At 69.4% G+C, this 21,769-nt stretch carries 19 protein-coding genes; 5 read left to right on the top strand and 14 right to left on the bottom strand.

What is annotated here, in order from left to right; genetic code table 11:
* Window positions 1-499 precede the first annotated feature (499 nt).
* The 4 genes from H4W80_RS05115 (at window position 500) to H4W80_RS05130 (ending at window position 4,460) form a co-directional block, all read left to right on the top strand.
* A complete protein-coding gene (locus H4W80_RS05115) occupies window positions 500-1,801 on the top strand; it encodes a coiled-coil domain-containing protein (RefSeq protein WP_225963248.1) in 1,302 nt (433 codons plus the stop codon).
* 543 nt (window positions 1,802-2,344) lie between these two features.
* On the top strand, window positions 2,345-3,301 hold the full coding sequence (locus H4W80_RS05120) for a cyclase family protein (RefSeq protein WP_225963249.1): 957 nt from the start codon (window positions 2,345-2,347) through the stop codon (window positions 3,299-3,301).
* Window positions 3,302-3,318: 17 nt separating this feature from the next.
* Entirely contained in the window at window positions 3,319-3,540 is a 222-nt protein-coding gene (locus H4W80_RS05125; protein WP_192784007.1) for a tyrosine-type recombinase/integrase, read from the top strand.
* 155 nt (window positions 3,541-3,695) lie between these two features.
* Entirely contained in the window at window positions 3,696-4,460 is a 765-nt protein-coding gene (locus H4W80_RS05130; protein WP_192784008.1) for a class I SAM-dependent methyltransferase, read from the top strand.
* A gap of 372 nt (window positions 4,461-4,832) precedes the next feature.
* Here the strand turns inward: H4W80_RS05130 and H4W80_RS05135 are convergent, their stop codons facing one another.
* The 5 genes from H4W80_RS05135 to H4W80_RS05155 all read right to left on the bottom strand — a co-directional run bounded on the left by H4W80_RS05135 (window position 4,833) and on the right by H4W80_RS05155 (window position 10,187).
* Window positions 4,833-5,600 (bottom strand): MerR family transcriptional regulator, encoded by a 768-nt coding sequence (locus tag H4W80_RS05135; RefSeq protein WP_192784009.1) that lies wholly within the window; start codon window positions 5,598-5,600, stop codon window positions 4,833-4,835.
* Window positions 5,601-5,770: 170 nt separating this feature from the next.
* Window positions 5,771-7,042, bottom strand: coding sequence for a serine hydrolase domain-containing protein (locus H4W80_RS05140; protein WP_192784010.1), 1,272 nt, complete (start codon window positions 7,040-7,042; stop codon window positions 5,771-5,773).
* A gap of 268 nt (window positions 7,043-7,310) precedes the next feature.
* Window positions 7,311-7,697, bottom strand: a complete 387-nt coding sequence (locus tag H4W80_RS05145; protein WP_192784011.1) for a hypothetical protein — start codon at window positions 7,695-7,697, stop codon at window positions 7,311-7,313.
* A 9-nt stretch (window positions 7,698-7,706) separates the two neighbouring features.
* A complete protein-coding gene (locus tag H4W80_RS05150; protein ID WP_192784012.1) occupies window positions 7,707-9,182 on the bottom strand; it encodes an alpha/beta hydrolase in 1,476 nt (491 codons plus the stop codon).
* A gap of 381 nt (window positions 9,183-9,563) precedes the next feature.
* On the bottom strand, window positions 9,564-10,187 hold the full coding sequence (locus tag H4W80_RS05155; RefSeq protein ID WP_192784013.1) for a LysE family translocator: 624 nt from the start codon (window positions 10,185-10,187) through the stop codon (window positions 9,564-9,566).
* Window positions 10,188-10,296: 109 nt separating this feature from the next.
* Between H4W80_RS05155 and H4W80_RS05160 the strand changes: the two genes are divergently transcribed.
* Entirely contained in the window at window positions 10,297-11,271 is a 975-nt protein-coding gene (locus tag H4W80_RS05160; protein ID WP_192784014.1) for a LysR family transcriptional regulator, read from the top strand.
* Window positions 11,272-11,298: 27 nt separating this feature from the next.
* On the opposite strand, the gene H4W80_RS05165 is transcribed toward H4W80_RS05160, so the two are convergent.
* The 9 genes from H4W80_RS05165 to H4W80_RS05205 all read right to left on the bottom strand — a co-directional run bounded on the left by H4W80_RS05165 (window position 11,299) and on the right by H4W80_RS05205 (window position 21,694).
* Window positions 11,299-11,622, bottom strand: coding sequence for a dioxygenase family protein (locus H4W80_RS05165; protein WP_465263744.1), 324 nt, complete (start codon window positions 11,620-11,622; stop codon window positions 11,299-11,301).
* A gap of 40 nt (window positions 11,623-11,662) precedes the next feature.
* Complete coding sequence (locus tag H4W80_RS05170) at window positions 11,663-12,196, bottom strand: pyridoxamine 5'-phosphate oxidase family protein (RefSeq protein ID WP_192784016.1); 534 nt, start codon at window positions 12,194-12,196, stop codon at window positions 11,663-11,665.
* A gap of 55 nt (window positions 12,197-12,251) precedes the next feature.
* Window positions 12,252-13,343: a serine hydrolase domain-containing protein gene (locus H4W80_RS05175; RefSeq protein ID WP_192784017.1), complete on the bottom strand. Its 1,092-nt coding sequence runs from the start codon at window positions 13,341-13,343 to the stop codon at window positions 12,252-12,254.
* A gap of 353 nt (window positions 13,344-13,696) precedes the next feature.
* On the bottom strand, window positions 13,697-14,752 hold the full coding sequence (locus H4W80_RS05180; RefSeq protein WP_318786706.1) for a hypothetical protein: 1,056 nt from the start codon (window positions 14,750-14,752) through the stop codon (window positions 13,697-13,699).
* Between the two features lie 214 nt (window positions 14,753-14,966).
* Entirely contained in the window at window positions 14,967-16,757 is a 1,791-nt protein-coding gene (locus H4W80_RS05185) for an ABC transporter permease (protein WP_192784018.1), read from the bottom strand.
* 5 nt (window positions 16,758-16,762) lie between these two features.
* A complete protein-coding gene (locus tag H4W80_RS05190; RefSeq protein ID WP_192784019.1) occupies window positions 16,763-17,503 on the bottom strand; it encodes an ABC transporter ATP-binding protein in 741 nt (246 codons plus the stop codon).
* Window positions 17,500-18,033, bottom strand: coding sequence for a PadR family transcriptional regulator (locus H4W80_RS05195; protein WP_192784020.1), 534 nt, complete (start codon window positions 18,031-18,033; stop codon window positions 17,500-17,502). Before H4W80_RS05195 ends, H4W80_RS05190 begins: the two co-directional genes overlap by 4 nt.
* A 374-nt stretch (window positions 18,034-18,407) precedes the next feature.
* On the bottom strand, window positions 18,408-19,775 hold the full coding sequence (locus H4W80_RS05200) for a sensor histidine kinase (protein WP_192784021.1): 1,368 nt from the start codon (window positions 19,773-19,775) through the stop codon (window positions 18,408-18,410).
* A gap of 968 nt (window positions 19,776-20,743) precedes the next feature.
* Entirely contained in the window at window positions 20,744-21,694 is a 951-nt protein-coding gene (locus tag H4W80_RS05205; protein WP_192784022.1) for an NADP-dependent oxidoreductase, read from the bottom strand.
* Window positions 21,695-21,769: the final 75 nt, after the last annotated feature.

The following is a 21,769-nucleotide window of genomic DNA, read 5'->3' on the forward strand; positions in this document are numbered from 1 at the left end:
ACAAACCCCTCCTTCGCCCCTGCTCGTCTGAGCGCGGAGGCCCGTCACACACTGGTGAACGCCTTGGTGCGCGCCCGCGCGGCGTGCTCCCCGGATGCGCGATGGCTCTGACCTCCGCCGCGTAGAGCCATGAAGGACAGGCGCCGCCATCGGCGGGCACGACGGACGGCGTCTCGGTCGCCGAGCCGCCCGCATGCTTGGTATCGGCCCGTCCACCGGCTAGGCGGCGCTCGAGCGACGCTGACCAGCGGCCGCACCACTCGCATCCCGTTTCCGCTCCTTGGCCCCCCGCAAGATCGTTGTCATCGACAGCGGCCGTCCGGCGGTTCCCAGGCCCCGGAACTGGAGGCCCCTGCGCATCACTTCGAGCCGCCACGCTCCCGGCGAAGTCATGTGGGCGTGGGCATGAGCGTGGCGCACGCAGCAGACCATGTTTTCTGAATTTTATTTTCTGGAAAATCAAAAATGATAGGCTGACGCCGTGACTCCGGATGCCAGTGTGGTAACGCCATGTAAGCACTGTGGCGCGCCGATCGAGCAGCGGCGGGGGAGAGGGCGGCCCAAGGCGTACTGCCCTGAGAAGGACTGCCAGGCGGCGGCCAAGCGGGAGCGGGAGTTGCGACGGGCCACGCCGGGGTTGGAAGGGGCGCTGGCCAGGGCCGAGCAGTTGTACGACCGGATGGAGAGCGGTTTGGCCGCCGCCATCGAGCCGCTGGCGCGGGCTCTGGCTGCGGAGCTGAGTCCGGCGGGGGTCGAGGCGAAGCTGAGCGCGGTGCAGGCTGAGGCGCACACGCGCGTGGCGATCGCGCGTACCGAGCGGGAGCAGGCGTTCGAGCAGGTACGGCTGGCGCGCGAGGCCGCCGAGCACGCCCGCAGGCAGACGGCCGAGATGCGGGTACGGCTCGAAGAGGCGCAGGCCGAGCGCGAGACGGCGCTGGGGGATGCCGAACGGGCGCGGGAGCAGGCGCTGGCCGCGTTGCGGGAGGCCGCGAGCACCGAACGGCAGGCGCTGCAGACGGCCGAGGAGGCGCAGCGACGCGCGAAGACGGCCGAGCGGCGGGCCGAGGAGGCGCTGCATCGGGGCGAGTTGACGGAGCAGGCCAGGGACCAGGTCGTTCATGAGCTGGCCGAGCGGGCGGAGCTGGCCGAGCGGCGTACGGCTGAAGCCATGGAGCAGGCTGAGCAGCGCACCGCCGAGGCCCGGGCGCAGGTCGTACAGGCTCAGGAGGAGGCCGACCGGGCACGGGAGGAACGCGACCGGGCCCGGGACGAGACGGCGGCGGCCGTGCGGGAGCGTGAACAGGCCGAACGGAAGCTGATCGAGGCGCAGGCCCGCGCGGAGGCGGCGGCGCAGGAGCGGGACCGGGCGGTGGAACGGGCCGTCACGGCCGAACGGGCGGCGGCAGAGGCCGAGCGGGATCGCGCCGTGGCACTTAAAGAGGCCGAGCGGGACCGGGCGGTGGCACTTAAGGAAGCCGAGCGGGATCGCGCCGTGGCGCTCAAGGAGGCCGAGCGGGACCGGGCGGTGGCGCTCAAGGACGCCTCGCAGGCAGCGGCCGAGGTGGAGCGGCTGGAGGGGAAAGTGGCGGAGGCTTCCGCGTCGCTGACCCGGGAGCGGAAGCTGGCCTCCCGGGAGAAGTCCCGGGCTGATGCCGCGGCGAAGGAGCGGGACGGGTTGCTGGCGGAGCTGAGGCTGGAGCGGATGCGGGTCGAGGATCTGCGGGGCGAGCTGGAGACGGTACGGGCGGAGGCAGCGCAGCTGCGGGAACGGGCGGTCGCCGCGGAACTGCGCTCGTCCTAGAGAAGGCCTGGCGTTGGCTTCGCATGGACAGCATGCCCCACACGAAACAACAACTGGGCTCCTCATGGACGGCGTTGGCCGACCCGCGCGCATCCGCTGGCCGGGCGCAGTGGGAAGCGATCGCCGAGGACGTGCTGACCTCCCTCCACTCACCGTCCCGGTCGAGGAACGTCTGGACGGCAAGGTCCTGGCCCTGGACGCGGCCTGGGATCTACACCCCCTCTCCTCGTCCGCGCCGCCGCCCTCAGGCAGATTGGGGATCTCACTGGGCGGCCGCAGACCTTCGACCGGCGTGGAGGAGGAGGTGGAGTAGCGGCCCAGGACGTTGAGGTGCGCATGGCCGAGAACCGATGGCAGCCTGAAGCCGGACGTCACACTTCGCTTGTCTCCGAGGCGGATGGGGATTGACAGGTGCCTCGCCGCGGGTCGGATCGAGGTTGCTCACACCGTCTCTCCGGCCCCGGCGAGGTCATGTGAAAGGAAAGGGCGGGATACCCTGCCTTCGGTGCCTCGAACCACGTGACCGGAGGAGTCGATGCTGGGATGACGGCAGAGCGACCGATGCCCACACAGGACGACGTCCTCGGGTACTTCAACACGCTGTCGAACTGGGGACGATGGGGTGACGACGACGAGCTCGGCACTCTGAATCACATCACCGACGACGTCCGGCTGGCGGCGGCGCGTGCCGTGCGCCACGGCAGGAGCGTGTCGTGCGCATGGGAGGTTGCCGTACCGGAAGACATGGAGCGGTCGACGACGACGTGCCCGTGCGCCGCCGACATGCCGGGTGCCGAGAACATGCCGGTACCCGCATTCCACGCCGACCGGCGCTGGGGCTTTTCGTCCGAGCGGCTCGGCATCACGTTCCACGGCAACACCCTCACCCACGTCGACTCGCCGTGCCACATCTTCTGGGACGGCACGATGTACAACGGGCGGTCGCACTCGCTGGTCGACGCCGCAACGGGATCGGCGTGGGCGTCCGTCACGGCGGCGGCGAACGGGATCATCACGCGTGGCGTGCTGCTGGACATTGCGAGGGTCCGCGATGTGCCGTGGCTGGAACCGGGGCAGGGTGTGTTTCCCGACGATCTCGAGGAGGCTGAGCGTCGCCAGGGTGTGCGGGTGCGATCCGGCGATGCGGTGCTCCTGCGGACCGGCTATGGCCGCGCCCGGCACGAGACCGGTGCGGTCAGCGGTTTCACGCAGGCCGGCTGGCACGCGTCCTGCCTGCCATGGCTGCATGAACGGGAGGTCGCGCTGATCGGCGCTGACACCCCCCAGGACGTTCAGCCATCGGGGTACGAAGACGTGTTGATGCCGGTTCACGCCGTGAGCCTCGTCGCCATGGGTCTGTGGATGCTCGACAACTGCGACCTGGAGGCGTGCGCGACGACCGCTGCCGAGCTCGGCCAGTGGGACTTCCACCTCGCAGTCGCGCCGGTCCGCTTCGCCGGTACGTCCGGCAGCCCGGTCAACCCGATCGCCACATTCTGACCGCGGTCCCCGAGGGGATGCGATGCCATGAAGAACCCGGCCCGCACCTGGAGCGCGGTCGACCCCGACCGCAAACTCGGCACCTGCGCCCGCACGACGCCCGCCACGCCTTCGCCTTCCGGCTGTCCGAAGCCTCCGGCCACAACCGCGCCGAACTCGAACGCCGCCTCGGCCACGCCAATGACCGCTACCTGTGCCTGTACACCGACCCGCCCGACGACATTTATCCGGGGTGCTGAGAAGGCGTCAGGCATGTTGGTCACCTGTGGAGATCCCTTCTCGAGCATTCGCTCAAGGCTCGGTCGTACGTGTCGGAAAGTCACGCCAGGCGGCGCAGGTGCCCTGCCGGTTATTCACATGTGCGCCCCGGTGGTCGGGTGACATCCTTGCGCCCATGGACGCAGACCCGGCTTCAAACCCGTGCCTGCGGCAACCGCGCATCGACGACGCTTTCGGCCGCATCCTGGCCCGTTGCTGGGACGCGGGAGCCGCGCCGTGGTCGGCGGTTGAGGTGATCGAGCGCGACGACGGCCTGATCACTGCCAACGACGCGTCGCGGTACTTCGCCGAGCCGGAGCATTGGCCGGACCTGGAGCGCTGGGGATGGGAGCAGGGCGCCGGCCGGATCCTGGACGTGGGGTGCGGTGGCGGGCGGCACGCCGTCCCATGGTTGGCTCTCGGCCATGAGGTGGTCGGTTTGGAGCCGTCGCCCGAGGCGGTGCGCGTCTTGCGCGAGCGGGGGGTCGAGGCGGTCATCGGCTCGGTGCCGTCCCTGCCCGAAGGGCTCGGAGAGTTCGACACGATCGCCCTCTTCGGCAACAACCTTGCCCTGCTGGGCAGCCCGGCGCAGGCACCCGAGGTTCTCGCGGCACTTGCCGCGGTGGCCCGCCCCGGCGCACTGCTGATCGGCTCGGGCATGGACCCCGGCGACGGCGGCGCCGCCCATGCCGACTACCAGGCATGGAACCTCCGCCGCGGGCGGGCTCGCGGACAGCTGCGTATCCGGGTACGGGACGGCGCGACGACGACGCCATGGTTCGAGTACTGGCTCGCGACACCGGACGAACTCGTGGCCGCCGTCGCCGAGTCGGCGTGGACCCTGGAGGCCCTGGAGCGCGACCCGGCAGGCCCCGGCTACATCGCCCGCCTGAGCTGTTGAACGCTCGCACAGACCAAGGCACGTCTGGCGGGGTTTTTCACGCGGCTAAGGACCTCTCGACGGCTCCTGGCGCGGCAGCCGCGGCCGATCTACAGGTCTTCAAGCCCCTGGCCGGCTAGTTCGCTTGACTACCCCAGATAACGCCGACGCCGTGCGGCAGCTCGACGCCCTCGAAGGGCGCATGCGGCGGGCAGCCACGCAGGCGATCGTGCGGGAGGCGTACCACCAGACAGTGGGCGAGCAGGAGGACGAGCAGCGCAGGCCCACCGCGTTCGCCGAAGAGCGGAAGAGCCGCCTGGCCGCGCTGTGGGCCCAGGACACCGTGAAGATATCGGGCCGGTCACCGATCACTGCCGCCGGTCGACGCCCGGTTCAGCCGGGCGGCTCCGCCAGCCGCTCCGGCCGGGTCCAACCGGACCAGCCACGCTCGCGCATCAGGTCCAGCAACCGCTCCGACCGCGGGTGGGACTCGGCGGCAAGTGCGTCGATAAGGTCAAACGCTAGATCATGGTGCGTCATCTTGCCGGAGGCGTATGCCTGCTCGGCCAGGCCGGCCAGGATGTCGGCGGCTTCCTCCAGACGCTGGTCGTCGTCGCCTGCGCCGCCTTCCAAGAGCTCTGACAGGATCCGATAGAGGCGAACGATTCGCGGGTCATCGAGCTGCGTGAATTTCCCGGGCATAACCTCGCGGATGTAATCGGGCCAGCGAGCCGCAACCAGGGTCCACCCGTCCCGCTCACCCTCCACCACCCGCTCTGACACCCCGATCTCCCGAAGCCGATCGAGAAAGGCGACCACCTCCGGCGGGAGCGCCAGACTGTCCCCGGAAGCGAGCTGCGCGATCTGCTTGCGGCTGGCCTCAAGCCGTCCGATCTCCTCGCGCAGGTGGCCGTCGATCCTTTGGACCGCTTCGGTAAAGGTCGATGCGTCGGCTTCGAGCATCTGACCGATCTGAGACAGCGGCACGCCGGCGTTGGCGAGGGTGCGGATCTTGATGAGGGACACGACCGCCGTTGCGCCATACCGCCGGTAACCCGAGGCATCCCGCTCCGGCTCGGGCAGGAGTCCGATCTGGTGATAGTGCCGCACGGCCCGCACCGTGACGCCGGCATAAGCCGCCAGTTGACCGATCGTCAGCATGCTCTGATCCTGCCCTCAAACTCGCCCGGACCCGGTCGACGCCCGCGCAGGAGAGCCTGCAACGGTAGGAGATGCAGGCAACGATGCGGATGCCGACGCACCAAGCGGGGGATGTCATGCCGGTCTGCCGGCTTCTGCAGCGTCGCCTGGAGTTCCACACGCGGGCTGTCTCAACCGAGGCAGGACCGGACGGCCTTGGCCAGGTTCGACGCCCGCGGGTCGTCGGGCCGGAAGTTCCAGAGGTTCGTGACGTAGCCGAAGCCGACACCGGCATCGGGGTCGCCGAGGGCGATCGATCCGCCGGAGCCCGGGTGGCCGAACGACCCTGGCCCGACCATCGGCATCGGAGGGCATGCTCGCCAGAACCCCAGCGACATGTAGAAGGAGCGGTCGGCCGGGATGACCAGGCCCGGCGGCAGCCCGTACATCCGCGTCTTGTCGGTCTGGACGGCGGTCATCCTCTCGACCGTTGACGGATCGAGCAGCCGCACTCCGTCGACGTCGCTGACCGTGGCTGCGTACATCCGCGCCAGCGAGTGCGCGTCCGCGAGCATGTTCGCGGACGGGAACTCCGCCGCGCGCCAGGCACGCGTCAACACATACTCCCCGGACGCGTTGTCCAAGGCGCCGCCGAGCTCGCCGCTGCGCATCTGGATCGAGCCCGGACTCCACATCGATTCGACCCAGGCGGTGACCGTCTCCGCATCGAGCCCGGTCGTCGCGATCATCCCGGCGAGCAGCTCCTCCACGCTGAACGGAGCGGCGTAGTGGAGTCGGGCCACCCGGTGCTCTTGTTCCTCGGGCAGACCGATCCAGGCGCTCAGCCCGAGCGGGGCGGCCACCTCCTCGGCGAAGAACGTGCCCAGGGACTTGCCGGTGATCCGGCGTACGACCTCCCCGACCAGAAACCCGAACGTGACGGCGTGGTAGACGTGCTCGGTGCCCGGCTGCCACAGCGGCTTCTGCGCCTCGATCGCACGGATGACCGGGTGCCACGCGCACGCCTGCTCGAACGTCAGCGATCCGTCGACGAGCGGGAGACCGGCCTGGTGGGACAGCAGCCAGCGCACTTTGATCTGTTCCTTGCCGTTGGCGCCGAACTCCGGCCAGTACTGGGCCACCGGGGCGTCCAGATCCAGCTCACCGCGTTGTGCCAGCAGATGGGCGCAGATCGCGGTAGCGCCCTTCGTAGTGGATGCGACGTGGACGACGGTGTTCTTGCGCCACGGTCGGTTCGCCTCGCGATCGGCGAGCCCGCCCCACAGGTTGGCGACGGGGCGGCCGCCCACGTAGACGCTGCACGCCGCACCGACCTCGCCGGGGGCCTCGAAGTTCGCGCGGAACGCGTCAGCGAGCTTTCCCCAGCCTTCCGCCACACCGTGCTCGAGATCGTCACCACCACCGCTCACGAAAGCGTTGTCGCGGCCCTGACCGGCTGTCATTCGGATGTCCATCCTCTCGTTACGGTTTGTCGCCCGGGTGCCGCCATCGATGGTGTTGGTCAGCCGTTCCCCCTCGGACTGATCCACTGAGCCTCCGGGTGGTTCCAAGCATGGAGGGCTGACGCAGCGTCAAGGTCAAGCCCACAGGGCAGGTTCGATTCGTCTGCGTACGTCGTCGATCGTCCGGAACCCGGTGCCGTCCTGCCAGGCGGGCGCGCACCGCCCCTACCGCGATCATGAAGTTAGTCCGGGTTGCCCGGTTCTGGTCCTATTCGAGCTCGACATGAGTCGCCACCTGGAGCTGGACGGCGTTCCGCTCGGGCGGTCCAGCGCCCCGTGACGCACGGGGTCGGGCCAGGGCGAGGACCGTGTCCTGTTCCCGGTCGCCGAGGCCTTGCTCGTCAAGGCGTTCGATGGCGTAGTCGCTGATGCGTTCGCCGTACAGGCCGGCGGCTTGGGCCCGGCGGACCAGACGAATGGCTGCCTCTGCGGCCTGGCGCCAGTCCACCTGGTGGTGCCGGCAGCACGCACGAGAGGCCTGGCGGGGCACGAGCCGGGGAGCCAGGCGGCGGATCCGCCGCCTGACCCAGACCTTCGGGGCGATCATGCGGGCCGGTTCGCGGATCTCGTTGGGTACGGGCAGGCGCTCCGGCATGCGCCATCGTTAGCCGGAGTTGGCGCCTGCTCTTCGGGGCATGATCGAGGGCCGCGCCTCGGGGCAGCGGACCCCGTTGGCCGGGACCGACTGCGAGATCAGGTAGCGGTCGATCGCGCCCATGGTGCACTCGCTCCGGCCGTACACGCTGTGCCCCGAGCCCTCGTACGTGAGCACGCGGGCCTTGGCACCGATCTGCTCGGCCGTGCTGAGCGTCCACAGGTAGCCGGTGGCGGGGTCGTTCAGCGAGGAGGCCAGCAGGATGGGCGCGGTGGCGTCCACGCGCAGCCGGTGCTGCGGGTTGGGAATGGGCGTGGGCTGCCCCAGGCAACCGGCGATCCGGCTCAGCGCGGGCGGGCTGTACCTCATGTCCCTGGCCCGCGGCGCCTGCCGACGCAGGAGCGAGGCGTACTGCGTGTAGTCGGCGACCGGCAGGTGGAAATCCTGGCAGAACACCGGCGTACTGACCCTCACCTCCTCGTCCTTCTCGGTGCTCGCCGCCGCGTACGGGCCGCCGGTGTCGATGGCGACCAGCAGTTGGGCGAGTTCCGCCCAGTTGGGGTTGTAAAGTCCGGAGAACGCTGTGTCGACCAGCTCGTAGGCGCCCATGGGTACGTCTGGCAGACCCGGCTCGTGAAGCTCCCCGCGGTCGGCCCGCTCGAGAAGCCTCTTCCAGAACGCCCGGATGTCCTTGCCGTTCAGCGCGCACGACGCCGTCGCCTCACACCAGGTGACGAACTGGTCGAACGCCCCCGCCGTATGGGTGGCCGTGGTGCTCAGGTAGCTCGTGGTGTTCACGCTGTGGTCGAAGTTCGAGTCGAGCGCGAGCGCCCTGACCTTGCCGGGGAAGCGCTCGGCGTACGCCTGGCCGATCAGGGTGCCATGCGAGACGCCGTAGTAGGTGAGCTTGTCGTCGCCCAGCGCCGCCCGAAGAGCCTCCACGTCACGCGCGACGTCCAGCGAGCTCACGCGGTCGTACAGCGGTCCGGTGCGCGCCCGGCAGTCCTCCCGCAGCCGCTGGTTGAACGACACCCAGGCGTCCATGTCCGTCTGGTTCTTGATGAGCGGGTGTGGACGTTCACGTACCAGCGCCGCCGAGCAGACCACCGGGTGGCTGCGTCCCACCCCGCGCGGGTCGAACCCGACGATGTCGAAGCGATTGCGAAGCTCGGCGCTGAAGTAACTGCTGCCGTGCACCACGAAGTCGACGCCGGAGCCGCCCGGCCCGCCGGGGTTGACGACCAAGGAGCCGACCCGGGCGCCCGGGATGGCGGCCTTGCGCCGGGCTACCGCCAAGTCGACAGTGGCGCCGCCCGGGGTGTCCCAGTCGATGGGCACCTTCAGCGTGCCGCATTCGGCGGTCGTGTCCTCGGGGCACGGTGTCCAGGTGATCGTCTGCGGGGAAGCGGCGGCACTGGCGACGCCTCCTGGAAGCAGGCTGATGACCAGGGACGAAACGGCTGCGAGCAAGACGTGATTCGTCATACGATCCTTCGTGGTCGAGACGGGGCCGATGACTTCAAGATCATGCGACCACCCGCATAACCCCGCCATAACCGTCGGCTCGTCCATCAGTCACCGCATCATCGCCATCAACTGCGGCAGACTCGGGCTTGACTCATGCCGGCGAACCTTTTCGATCTTCCTCCTGGAAAGGGTCGTTTGTGCGAGTCCGGGGTCGGGGTGTCGCTCGTGCGCAATAGATAGCTATCGGCTGCGCTGTTCTTGCGGCTTGCGCGCGAGGGCCGGCGTGGGTGCGGCACTCCTCGAAGTAGGCGTGCCGGTCGTTCGGGGATGCGGTCGGCGAGCCAGGGGTGCGTTGGCGGCGGGGTTGAGCAGGTCGTCGCTTCCGTGGTTCGGCGGCCCTCAGACACCTGCTGTCACCGCGGCGCCCAGCCCCAGCAGGACGACGCCGGTGGTCACGCTGAGTCCCCGCAGGACGGTCGGCTGCGACACCAGGGCGCGCCCCCGGCTGACGGCCCAGGTGAGCAGCATGTACCAGGAGGCGCTGACGAGCGCCCACAGGGCTCCCAGGGCGACGGTTGACAGGAACACCGGGCCTTGCGCGGTCACGAACTGGGGCAGCACCGAGACGGCGAACACCCCCGCCTTGGGGTTGCCGAGGTTGGTGATCAGGCCGGTGAGATATCCGCCCGCGAAGCCGGTGCGGCGCCCGCCCTCGCGGGGCGGGCGGGTGGAGGCGGTGGTGAGGGCGGTCCGCAGCGTGTTCACCCCGAGGATCATCAGCACGATGCCACCTGCGATCCGGAGCATCGCGTACGCGGTGGGGCTGGCCAGCAGGATGGCGGACAGCCCGGCCGCGGCGGCCGTGGACCACAGCAGGAAGCCGGTGGCGTTGCCCGCGAGCGTGCCTCGGACTGTGCGTTGCCCGCCTTCGAGAACCTGCCGGATCATCAGGGCTTGACTCGCGCCTGGCAGCATCGCCAGCAGCAAGGTGGTGGCGATGAAAACGGGCACATGCGTGGGCATGGGAAAGAACCCCTTCCGGGGATTGCGGCCGATGGGTGTCCCACCAGCCTTCCTCTCCCGCGCTCGTAAGAGAAGTTAAAAGAGAGGGGTACAGCATTAAGATTGGTGAATGGTGGTGGATCCGGGGCAGTTGCGGCTTCTCGCGTTGATCGAGCGGCACGGCTCCTTGACGGCGGCGGCTCACGCACTCCAGCTCACGCCCGCGGCGGTCACCCAGCAGGTGGTCAAGGCCGAGCGCGACTGGCAGGTTCCCCTGGTCATCCGTGGTCCTCGCGGAGCGACGCTCACCGCGGCCGGTGCGCTGCTCGCCTCCCACGGTCGGACCGTGGAGGAGGCCTCGGACAAGGCCGAGGCGCAACTGGCCGCACTGCTCGGCCACCTCTCACTCCGTCTGCGGATCGGAACCTTCCAGGCGGCTGCCCTGCACCTGCTGCCACCCGCCCTGACGGCCCTGCGGCACCGCCATCCGGACGCCGACGTCTCGGTCGTGGACGTGGTGTCCGGACGCGGAGCGGACGAGATCAGCGCGGGACGTTTGGACCTCGCCATCGTCGCGTCCTGGGGCACACCGCTCGCGCCGCCCCCACACCTACGGGCCCACCCGCTCCTGTTGGACCCGATGGTCGTGGTTCTCCCCGATGACCACCCACTGGCCACCGGGCAGCCCGCGGACACCGAACTTCACCTGGAACAACTGCGCGACGAATCGTGGGTTTCCATCCTGGCCGGGCATGCCGCCCGCGAACAGTTCCACGACGCCGCCCGCGAGGCCGGCTTCACTCCCACCGTGCGGTTCGAGACCGAGTCCTACGACGTCGCCCAGGCCCTCGTCGGCACAGGCATCGCAGTGGCCCTGGTCTCGCGCCTGGCCCTGACCCATGCGCCTGGCACCACCCATCGCGAACTGGCCCACCCCAGGCCGTACCGCCAGATCTACGCCGTGACCAGAACCGACGCCGGCCTCACACCACTCGCAGACATGCTCATCGACCTCCTACGTGATGTCGCCCGCGACATCACCGCCACCTGGGAGGCTCCCCAGCAAGAAGGACAACGCTCGTCGAACTCACCGCACGGAGCCTGAAGCGACACCGCCGGGTCCGGATCGGCCTCAGGCCGCCGGGCGTGCCGGTGCCGGGGAGGTCGCCGGCCGCAGCACATAGTCGCAGGTGAGGGTGCGACGTGCCTGGTAGTCGACCGGGTCGTCGTGGAGTTCAGTGCTCTTGACCGCGGCCGCGGGGACCGGGCCTTCGATGGTGCCGCTGACGAGCGGGTCGCCGTCGAAGTAGATCTGGGTGGTCAGCGGCAGGCAGCCGTCGACTGAGACGATGGCGTGGATGTGCAGGGGCCGCATGCCAGGCAGTTCAAGCGCTTTGGTCAGGTCGGTGAGCGGGCTGTGGTCCTGCTTGAAGCCGAGCGTCTCCAGGCCGGGCATCACGGTCCGGAACTTGTACCGTCCCTCGCGGTCGGCCCCCTCAGCTCCACCGGTAGCGAGTCTGGGACGACTCGCTACCGGTGGCGAAGGCGAACCCCTTGACCGGCTGGACCCGGTAGAGCTGAACATTCCCGGTCCGAACGGCGTCGCCCAGTTGATACCAGGTTCCGTCCTCGCGAGTGAGCTGCCAGCCATAGGCCTGTTCGAACGCGGTCGCCACGGCTTCCCTGGTGGCCTGCTCCGTTACCAGGCTCGCAGTGCCTTCGATGACGTAGTCCATGCCGGTCAGGGTGTCGGTTCCCGTGGTCAGCGCGCAGTGCTGGTTGGCATTGAGATTCTTGGCCTTCTGCTCGTTGTCGCCGGTGGTGAACCACATCGCGCCGAGCGCCCAGATCGCCAGCAACGGTGTCACGTGAGGGCGGCCGTCCCGGCGCACCGTGCACAGCTGGAATTTCTGGATCCGGCGCAGTGCCCACTCCGTCGCCTCCCACGGCGTCGGGCTGGCGCCTGGCGAGGAGAACGGGCCGAGGCTGGTCTGCGGCGCGGTCGAGTCGTCGGCCGTACGAGTGGACATGATTTTCTCCTTGTGATCGTTGCGAATTCCGCCCCCCGCGCATCCGCGGGAAGGCTCAGCGGGTCCCGGCGAGATGGTCGGCCAGGATCGTGGTGACCGACAGCGCGGTGTCGAAGTTCGGGACGAGCCGGTTCTTCGTCAGCGCGAAGGCGACCCCTCGCGCGGGGTCGGCGTAGGCGTAGCTGCCGCCCCCGCCCGGCCATCCGAATGCCACGGAGTTCTCCTCGGCAGGGGCGCCCATCCTGCCGATCGGGAAACCCAGCGCCATCCGCGCCGGGGTGCCGAAAACCTGATCCACACCCTCGAACGCGAGCGCGGACAGTTCCGCCAGACGCGCAGAGTCCACGAGCTTTCCCTGCAGCACGGCGTTGAACATCGCGGCAAGGCCGTGTGCGGTGGCGATACCTACCGACGGGATGTCGGCGCGCAGGATCTCGCCGTTGTTGCCGAAATCGGCACTCGGCTGGTTTTCCCACGGCGCGAGAATCACATCACCGTCATCCGGGCCGGCAGGCCATTGCCCCGCCTGCTGCTCGAGGCGTGCCAACTCCGGCAGCGACTCCTTCGGAGCGGCGAAGTAGAGCTGCCCCTCGATGCCGAGCGGCTCAGTGATCCACTCACGCAGCAGCTCACCCATGGGCCGCCCGGTCGCGCGGCGGGCCAGCTCGCCGACGAGATAGCCAAAGGTGTAGGAGTGATAGCCCACGGCCGTGCCCGGCCGCCAGCGCGGCTCGGCGGCGGCCAGCGACGCACACACCCTGGACCAGTCGGGAAGCTCGCGAGGAGTGACCTCGCGCGGCATGGCCGGCAGACCGACCGTGTGGGTCAGCACGTGCCGCAGTGTCGCCGTGGCCTTGCCGTGCACACCGAACTCGGGCCACAGGTCCGTGACCGGGCTGTCGTAATCCAGGAAACCACGCGCGACGAGCAGATGCGCGAGCGTGGCCGCCACGTTCTTGCCAGTGGAGAAACTGAAGATCGGCGTGCCGGAGGTGACCGGTCGCCCAGTGGCGAGGTCGGCCGTGCCGGCCACCGCGTCGACGATCAGCGCGCCATCCTGATAGACAGCGACCTGCACACCGGTCTCCGCGCCGGTACCGACCAGCGTATCGATATGACGCTGAATCTGTTCCTGTACCTCACTCATCGCCACCCTCACCACTTCCCCGACCGCGCGAGGATGGTGTGCCGCCTGGTTCACCGGTCGAACAGGGAGACCTACGCTGTCGTCCGGACAGGGCCACGAACCCATCGAGGGACATGCAGAAGCGGCCGCTCACGGTCATGGTCAAACTCCTCGTCAACTGCTCAAGGCCCCGCGCGTCTTCCGAAGGTAGACAACCGACGGCCGGAAAACTCATCGCGCCGGACAGAGCCAACCGGCGGCGACCCACCGCGCGGACAACCTCCAGCCACGAAAGTCAGCTTGGGCGAGACACCGTCAACTCCGCACGCATTGCCGGCCGGCAGGAGGACGGCGGCGAGGCGCAGGGCTCGGGGTCATTCCCGACCGGTGGCGGCCGCCCCAGGCGGAACGGGGTGGGCGGGGGTCGCGTTGGGCAGGAACAGTGCCCCGAGCGCCAGCCCGATCAGGCCGGCGACGATCGGCGCGCCGGTCCACAGTTCGGGCACGGCAGGCAGGCCGCCCCCGGTGGCTGAGGCGACACCGATGTACAGCGACCAGGTGGCGAAGGCCGACAGCCCGGCGAAGGCCCAGTAGGCGGCGCGCCGCTCACCCGAGGGCCGCAGCCGGCGGATCAACAGGTCGCTCACGAACCCGGCGACCACGAACGACAGCAGGATCGGCAGGTTGCGGAAGCTCGTCTGGGCACCCGGCATGAGCGCGATGACCGCGTACATGAGGGTCACCGAACCGAACGGCAACAGCCAGCGGCGCACCAGGAAAAGCACCGGGCTGAGCATGACGATGTTGGTGACGACCATCGCGACGGCTACGCGTTCGGCGCCCGGGCCCACCGCCACGGGGCCGGCGCCCCGCGGCGGGGCGCCCGAGTTCTGTGCCATGGAGAACGCCTGGACGATCGCCTGGGGCCGGTAGTGCAAGGCGTCGCCGTACGTCAGGAACAGCGACACCAGCGTGGTGGCGAACGCGAGCCCGAGGAGCGCGGGCAGCAGGCGGCCGAGCGAGGGCCGGGCGCCGACATCGGGGGCGTTCCACGCCGAGCGCAGCGGTGTCGAGATGATGAGCATCATCGTCACGACGAGGCCGAGGTGGGACGGGCTGAAGAAGATGTTGACGGTCGTCTCGATGCCGAGGACGGTGTGCCACGTCATGTCGGCGAACCCGAAGGCGGCGAACGCGGGAATCGCCACCAGCCCGGCGAGATAGCCGGTGGGAACGGCCGCCAGCCCCTGCCGGCCGGCGCGTACGTTGCGCCACACCTGCCAGCTGATCCAGCCGGAGACCACGACGAAGCCGGAGTAGAACACCGCATGCCAGGGAGTGAAGAACGTCTCCAGCTCCGCCAGAGTGCTGTGCGCCCAGGCGTCGATCATCAACCCGGCCCCGAACCAGATCCCGAGTAACGCCGTCACCAGGTCTGTCCTGGGGGTCACCCATCCGCGGGGTTGCCCCGTGTCCGCGATCAATCGCCGGATGCCGACGGCGGCAGATGCCACTTCGTGATTCCTTTCGGTCGTTCACATCGACTCCGGCGCCGGTGGGCCGGATGAGGTCTGTGCGGGGTCGTGCGCCGCTGAACGCCGCTACTGCCGACGCCCGCCGAAAAGGCCGGCTGAGCGGGGTCGATCACGCTGTCTCGGCGCTGAGGGCCTGCGCCACTGGCCGGCGGGCCGCCAGGCGGGCGGGCAGGACGGTGAGGGCCGCCGTCGTCAGGAGGGTCGCGAGTACGGTGGCGAGCAGCCAGGAGGTGGGGGGTGGCGTCCAGTTCCTGGCGCTGAAGAGCGCGAACAGGCCGACCCCCAGGGGGGCGCCGATGATGGCGCCGGGCAGGTTGGCCAGGAACTGGGCGGTGGACAGGCCGGCGGAGATCTGTCCCGGGGTGGCGCCGAGGGTGCGGGCGATGGCCATGTTCGCGCGGGCTTCCATGGCGGTGGTCCAGGTGAAGGTGAGGGTGTTCACGATGGCGAGGGTGATCAGCAGGATGGTGACGGCGAGCATGAGCCGGCGGTCGAGTTCGCCGCGCAGGTTGGGCAGGGCGGGGGAGCCGTTGAGGCCGTAGCCCCTGTCCGTTTGGGCGTAGAGGCTCAGCAGGGCGATGATCGAGATCACGGTGGTGGCGGTGGAGCATGCCTGCAGTACGGCGCGGCCGGGCCGGCGGGCCATCAGGCGCAGGCCGAGCAGCAGCGGGGTGGGCAGCAGGGCGGAGATCGCGGTGAGCCAGGGCCGATGACCGGGCTGGTACGCGGTGGCGGACAGTGCCGTGACGGTCGCCGTACGCAGGGCCCGCAGCGTGGGGCGCAGGGTGGACAGCACCGCCACCGCCACGGCGAGTACGGTCGCGGTGGCGATCGTGGCGCCGTCGGGGCCGGCCGCGTCGCCGATCCGGCTGGCGGTGGGGCTGGCGATGGCGGGCACGGTCAGGCGGGCGATCAGCAGCCCCAGCGTGTCGCCGATCAGTGCCAGTGCCAGGTATTCGGTGAGCAGGACGGCGGCGATCAGGCCGGGGGTGGCGCCGACGGCCTTGAGCAGCCCGGCCCGGCGCGTCTGCTCGACGGCGCGTCCGGCGGCCAGCGCGGCCACTCCGGTGATGGCCAGGAAGCTGAGCAGCCAGCTCCCGATGACCAGGATCGGCTGGCTGTTCCTGAGGATGACCATGTCCTGTTGCGCGGTGAACTGCCAGGAGTGGAGGTTGACCCTGAAGGTGGGAACGCGGCGGGCGTCGATGAACGCCTCTGTGGCGGCGGGGTCGCGCAGCTTGAGGTCGATGGCCGTGGTCACCGGGAGGTTCCCGGCCGATGCCAGGGCGCGGGCGTCTGATCGGGTCATCCAGGCCAGGCCGCTGTAGTCGCTGGGGCCGCCGCCGGGGCCGATCTGCGCGGCCCAGGGGTAGATGGAGGTGGCCGCGGTGACGGCGATCCCGACGACGGGGTAGGAGCGGCCGGCGATGGTGACGCGGTCGCCGACACCGACGCCGAGCGCGGTGGCGAAGCCGCGTTCGAGGACCGTGCCGCCGGGGCGTACCCAGCGGCCCGAGGTGACCAGGGGCCGGTTGACGGGGCCGGGCGTCTCGGCGAAGCCCTGCACCACCACCGGGGACGACGTGGAGCCGCGATTGGTGAGGGTGGCGTAGACGACGCGATAGGGCCCATGGTGGGCGACCACTTCCGGAGCCTCCGTCAGCGAGGTCAGGGTCGAGGTCACGGAGGGGCCCGTGTCGCCGGAGAGTGCCACCAGGTCCGGCCCGGCGGTGGCCGCGCGGGTCTGCTCGTACAGCGCGTCGCTCACGCCGCGCAGGGACAGGCCCAAGGCCATCGTGGCGGTGGCCACGGTCACCGCGAGCAGGAGCATCACGGCCTGGACCTTGTGCACGCGGATGTCGGCCAGCACCAGGCGGGCGATGAGCACGATGGAGCCCATGACGTTCAGCCCTCCAGCCCGATCAGCCCGCCCAGCCCGCGCGCGTGGGTGCCCTCCAGCCGGGTGTCATCGACGAACATCCCGTCACGCATCGAGATCAACCGGTCCGCCGTGGCCGCGACCCGCTCGTCATGCGTGACGATCACCAGGGTCTGCCCCGCTGCCCGCAACTCCTGGAAGATCCGCAGCACCTCGAACGTGGCCGCGCTGTCGAGGTTGCCGGTCGGCTCGTCGGCCAGCAGCACCAGCGGGTCGTTGGCCAGCGCGCGGGCGATGGCGATGCGCTGGCGTTGCCCGCCCGACAACTGCGAGGGCAGATGCCGCGCCCGGTCGCTCAGCCCCACCCGTTCCAGCAGCAGACCCGTGCGCCGCCTGGCCTCCCGCCACGAGCGCCCGGCCAGCAGCACCGGCAGCTCCACGTTCTCGGCCGCCGACAACTCCTCCACCAGATGGAAGGCCTGGAAGACGAACCCCACCGACCGGCGCCGCAACCGGGCCAGAGCCCGCTCGCTCAACGTGTCGATCCGCTGCCCCGCCAGCCACACCTGGCCACCGGTGGGCCGCTCCAGGCCGCCCAGCAGGTGCAGCAGCGTGGACTTCCCGCAGCCGCTGGGACCCATCACCGCCAGCAACTGCCCCTGCGGCACCTCCAGATCGACCTCGTCCACCGCGCGCAGCAGGCCCTGCCCCGCACCATGCGTCTTCGCCAGGGCACAGGCCCGGATTGCGGCATGTGACACCTTCATCCACCCTCAACCATGTCATCGGCCTTCGACCAGGCCCGCTCACACGCCTCCAGCCAGCGCAGATCCGCCTGCAGCCGCAGCATGACCCCTTCCAGCAGCAGCCCGGCACCCGACCCCGCCGGCTCGGCCAGCGCCGCCTGTTGCACCTCACGCAAACGACGCAGCAGCTCCCGGCGCTGCCCAGCCACCAGCTCCACCGGATCGGCCAGCCGTCCCGCATGGGCGGCGGCCAGCTTGAGATGGAACTCCGCCAGGTCCGGTTTCGGCCAGCCCACCTCGGCCAGCCAGGCGGCCACCCGCTGCTGCCCGGCCGGGGTCAACGCATACACCTTGCGCTCCGGCCGCTCGGCGACACCATCGGCCCGCTCGCCGACCACCAGCCCGGCCTTCTCCAGCCGGGCCAACGTCACGTAGATCTGACCCCGGTTCATCGACTCACCCAGCGGGCCGAGACTCCGCCGCAGCCGGGCATGTAGCTGGTAGCCGTGAGACGGCTCCTTGGCGAGCATCGCCAGCACCGCGTCCTGCACTGCACCTCCCTAACGGTTGGCTAATAGATAGCGGTTACCCATAGAAGGTGTCAAAACGCGAGGACTCATGGGAAAGGGGGCGGGGCGGCCCGGCAGAACGCGCCCCGCGGCTGTGCGCGATCATGCACACGCGCCGGCCGCGGTGGCCGTCGAGAGGTTCCATCAGCGGCGCCGCACAGCGGCCGCGGTTATCTTGGGTTCTTGGCTCCTACTCGCAGGAGACAACGATTGCGTAGGCTTGCCGCTTTGGCTGCAGGCGCTTGCGCACCACGGCGCCGACCAGGTACTCGTGGCGTGCAGCTGGATTCCGTCGGCGGCCATGGCGAGCGGGTACTGGAGGCGGGCGCGGCGACCCCGCGCACCAAGCCACCGTGTCAGGCCGGGTGACGCTTCAGCAGCGGCAGGCGCAGGACGAAGCGCGCGCCTCGCGTAGAGTCATCGATCTCCAGGGTCCCGTGGTGGGCTGTGGCGATCGCCCGGCTGATGGCAAGGCCCAAGCCGGTGCCTGCGGGATCCTTGCGGTGTCCTTCTGCCAGGCGGACAAAGGGCTGGAACACGCGGTCACGGTCTTCGAGGGCGATGCCGTCCCCGTCATCGCTCACCGTCACCACGGCCTGGCCATCCTCGCGGCCGGCGCTGACCTCGACGCTGGTTACGGCATGCCGCTGGGCGTTGACCACCAGGTTGTTCAACACCCCGATCAACTGCATATGGTTGCCGAGAACCGTCACCTCGCCCTTCACCCGCGTGCGCACCGGCACGTCCCGAGTCGTGGTGACCAGCTCATCGTGCACCAGCGCGCCGAGATCGACCGGCTCCGGAGGCTCGGGAGCGGCCGTGCGGATCCGGGCGAACACCATGATGTCATCGATCAGCGCTCGTAGCCGTTCCGTCGTCGCCAGCCCTGCTTTGATCGTCTCGCGAAGATCGACGTCGTCCGGATACAGCACCGCTTCCTCGAGTTGGGTCTGGAGACCGGCCACGGGAGTCTTGAGCTCGTGGGAGACAATCGACGCGAAGTGCCGCTGCTGCTGCACTGCCGTCTCCAGCCGGGACAGGGTCTGGTTGGCGGTGCGTGCCAACTGTCCGATCTCGTCACTGCCGGGTGGTTCCGGCACCCGAAGGCTCAGATCGGTGACGCTGATCTCCGACATTCTCGCGCGGATCGCCGCCACCGGTCGTAGTGCCCGCCCGACCGCGGCCCAGGCGATCCATGTGGCGAACCCGGTCGCCAGCAGTGCTGCGGCCAGCGTGCTGAACTCCAGGATGTGGGTGGACAGGACGGGCGGCTCGGCCGTACCGGCATAGACGACATGGGGCTCTCCTCCCCAAACGAGGGAGGCCTCCTGGGGCGAGACACGGACGGACGTGAGCACGAAGCATCCACTATGGGAGCACTCTGTGAGGTGGATGATCCGGTCGTCATTGGGCGGCCGGACGGCGCTCAACGGGGGCCTGCCCGCGGCTGCGGGACTCGCGGCCACTACCCGACCGTGGGAGTCGACGAGTTGCAGGAGGTTGACAGCGGTATTGGGAATCAGGCTCGGGATGCGGCCGGGCTTCATGGACCCGATCCAGCCGGTCGCCACTCGCTGCGTGTCACCGAAGAGCTGGTCCCGGACCCTGTTGCGGATCATGAGATCGAGACCAATGGCGATCAGCGTAAAGAAGATCAGGGACAGCGCCGCCGCGGCCGCTGTGAAACGTGTTTGGATTGAGCGATGGCGAAAGAGAAGTCTCATCCATGCACCCCCCTGACCCTCCCGGCAGTCACCGATCCCATCTATTGCACCGGTGCACGTGAGAGTCATATGTTGCGATATGGGACGAGTTTGGCGTCGTGCGGCATCTCGTGGCCGGACCAGCGCCACTGTCTGCGATAACAGTGCCCGCGCAAGCGCCCTGTCGGTCTCCTGCAGGATTACACACCGGATGTACTTCGTCGGCCCTCCGCCCTGGTGAGGCCTGGCGCTCCAGGCGCTCGACATGCCCTTGTACCCAGGGCTCGGCTCCAACAAAACCCTAGGCTGGAGCGATACCGAAATTTTCCGTTCTTTCTACCGTTGACCTGCGACAGCCTTCAGATCGCAACCTCCGCAGGTCAAATGTCACGTTTGTGGAAGTTGAGGAAGGCCGCTGCCAGAATGACCGCCACGGACAGCACGAAAATCCAGAAACCGGTGGCGGGGGCGAGGAGGTCGGGGTCGCGATAGATGGTCATGACCCGGCTTCCGGCACCATCACGGCCAACGCGTGCGGGCGGTCTCCATGGCGATCGCCGCGACCGTGCAGCACGGCAAGGTCGTGCAGTCCGCCGTGCTCGGCTGGGACGCGGTGGACCTGGCGGCGCTGGCGGGCGATCCACGCACGCCGCTACTGACCGGCAACGACGCCACCCTCGCGGGCCTCGCTAATTTTCAACGAAGTAGCACCTCACCTGCAATAACGGAGGAGTTGACCTTCTGTGGCGGGCCGATGATCACTGCCGCTACAGTCCTTCCGGTTTGTCCGAGAACATCAACATTTTCGGCGCCATCGATGTCGACATCGAAGGTGAACTCGCCCAGCTCGGCCCGACCGGGTACCGGCCGTTGCGGGTACGCGACACCTTGTTCTGACCGCCGGACAGGACAAGGTGCCCGGGCGAGGAGAAGAGGCCTGGCCCCGTTCCTCGTCGAGGTGGTCTCGCTTTATCAGGCTGGCAGGGCGATCACAGGACGAGCATGAGTTTGCCGCCGGGGCGCCGGGATTGGCTGAGCTTGGCTGCTTCCTGGATCTGGTCGAGGGTGTAGGTGCGGGCGACCGGTACGACCAGGATGCCTTCGCCGGCGAGCCTGGCGAACTCATTCATCTGGTCGTAGCGGATCTCGGTGGTGATCCGGACGCCCAGCTCGGCTGCGGCGGCGAAGTCCGAGACGGTGAGAACACGGTCGGGATCCCCGGTCAGCTCGATCAAGGTCGGTAGCGAGCCGCCGGCCGGGCTGGGCTGGTCGGCGCGGTCGATCCGGCCCCCGGTTGGCGCGGTGTCCAGGGCGCGGTCCACGGGGCCTGGGGTCAGTGCGCTGACGCGTTCGGCCATGCCCTCGCCGTAGGCGGTCACCTGGGCGCCGATCTCTTCCAGGGCGGCGGCCCGAGTCGGCCCGGCTGTGGCGATCACCCGAATACCCCGGTGCAGCGCGAAGCGCACCGCCGCCTCACCCACGGTGGTGCCCGCGCCGTGGACGAGCAGCAGCTCACCCGGCTGGACGCCGAGGTCGTCGAGCGCGCGCCACGCCGTCTCGGCCGCCATCGGCAGCGCGGCGGCCTGCTCGGCGGTTACGCCCTCGGGAATGCGTGCCCAGGCCGGCATCAGCGCGTACTCGGCGGCGCCGGCCGTCGGGCCGTCGAAGGTGGCCGGGCCGAACACGCGGTCGCCGATCTGGACGCCGGTGACGCCCTCGCCGAGCGCGTCGACGGTGCCCGCGACCTCGAGGCCGAGCCCGCGCGGCAGCGGCGGCAGATGGTCGGCGAGGAGACCGTCGACGACGTGCCAGTCGGCCGGTGTCAGGCCGCACGCCCGCACGGCGATCCGGATCTGGCCGGGTCCCGGCTCTGGCTGCGGGACGTCGCGGAGCACGATCACGTCCGGGGAACCGAACCGGTCGAATTGCAGAGCCTTCATGACGATCTCCTGGCTGATAACAGCATCTGTTGTCATCGACCGTACCAGCTGATAACAGCTCCTGTTGTCGTACCC

Source organism: Nonomuraea angiospora (genome assembly GCF_014873145.1).
In the GTDB taxonomy this organism is placed as follows: domain Bacteria; phylum Actinomycetota; class Actinomycetes; order Streptosporangiales; family Streptosporangiaceae; genus Nonomuraea; species Nonomuraea angiospora.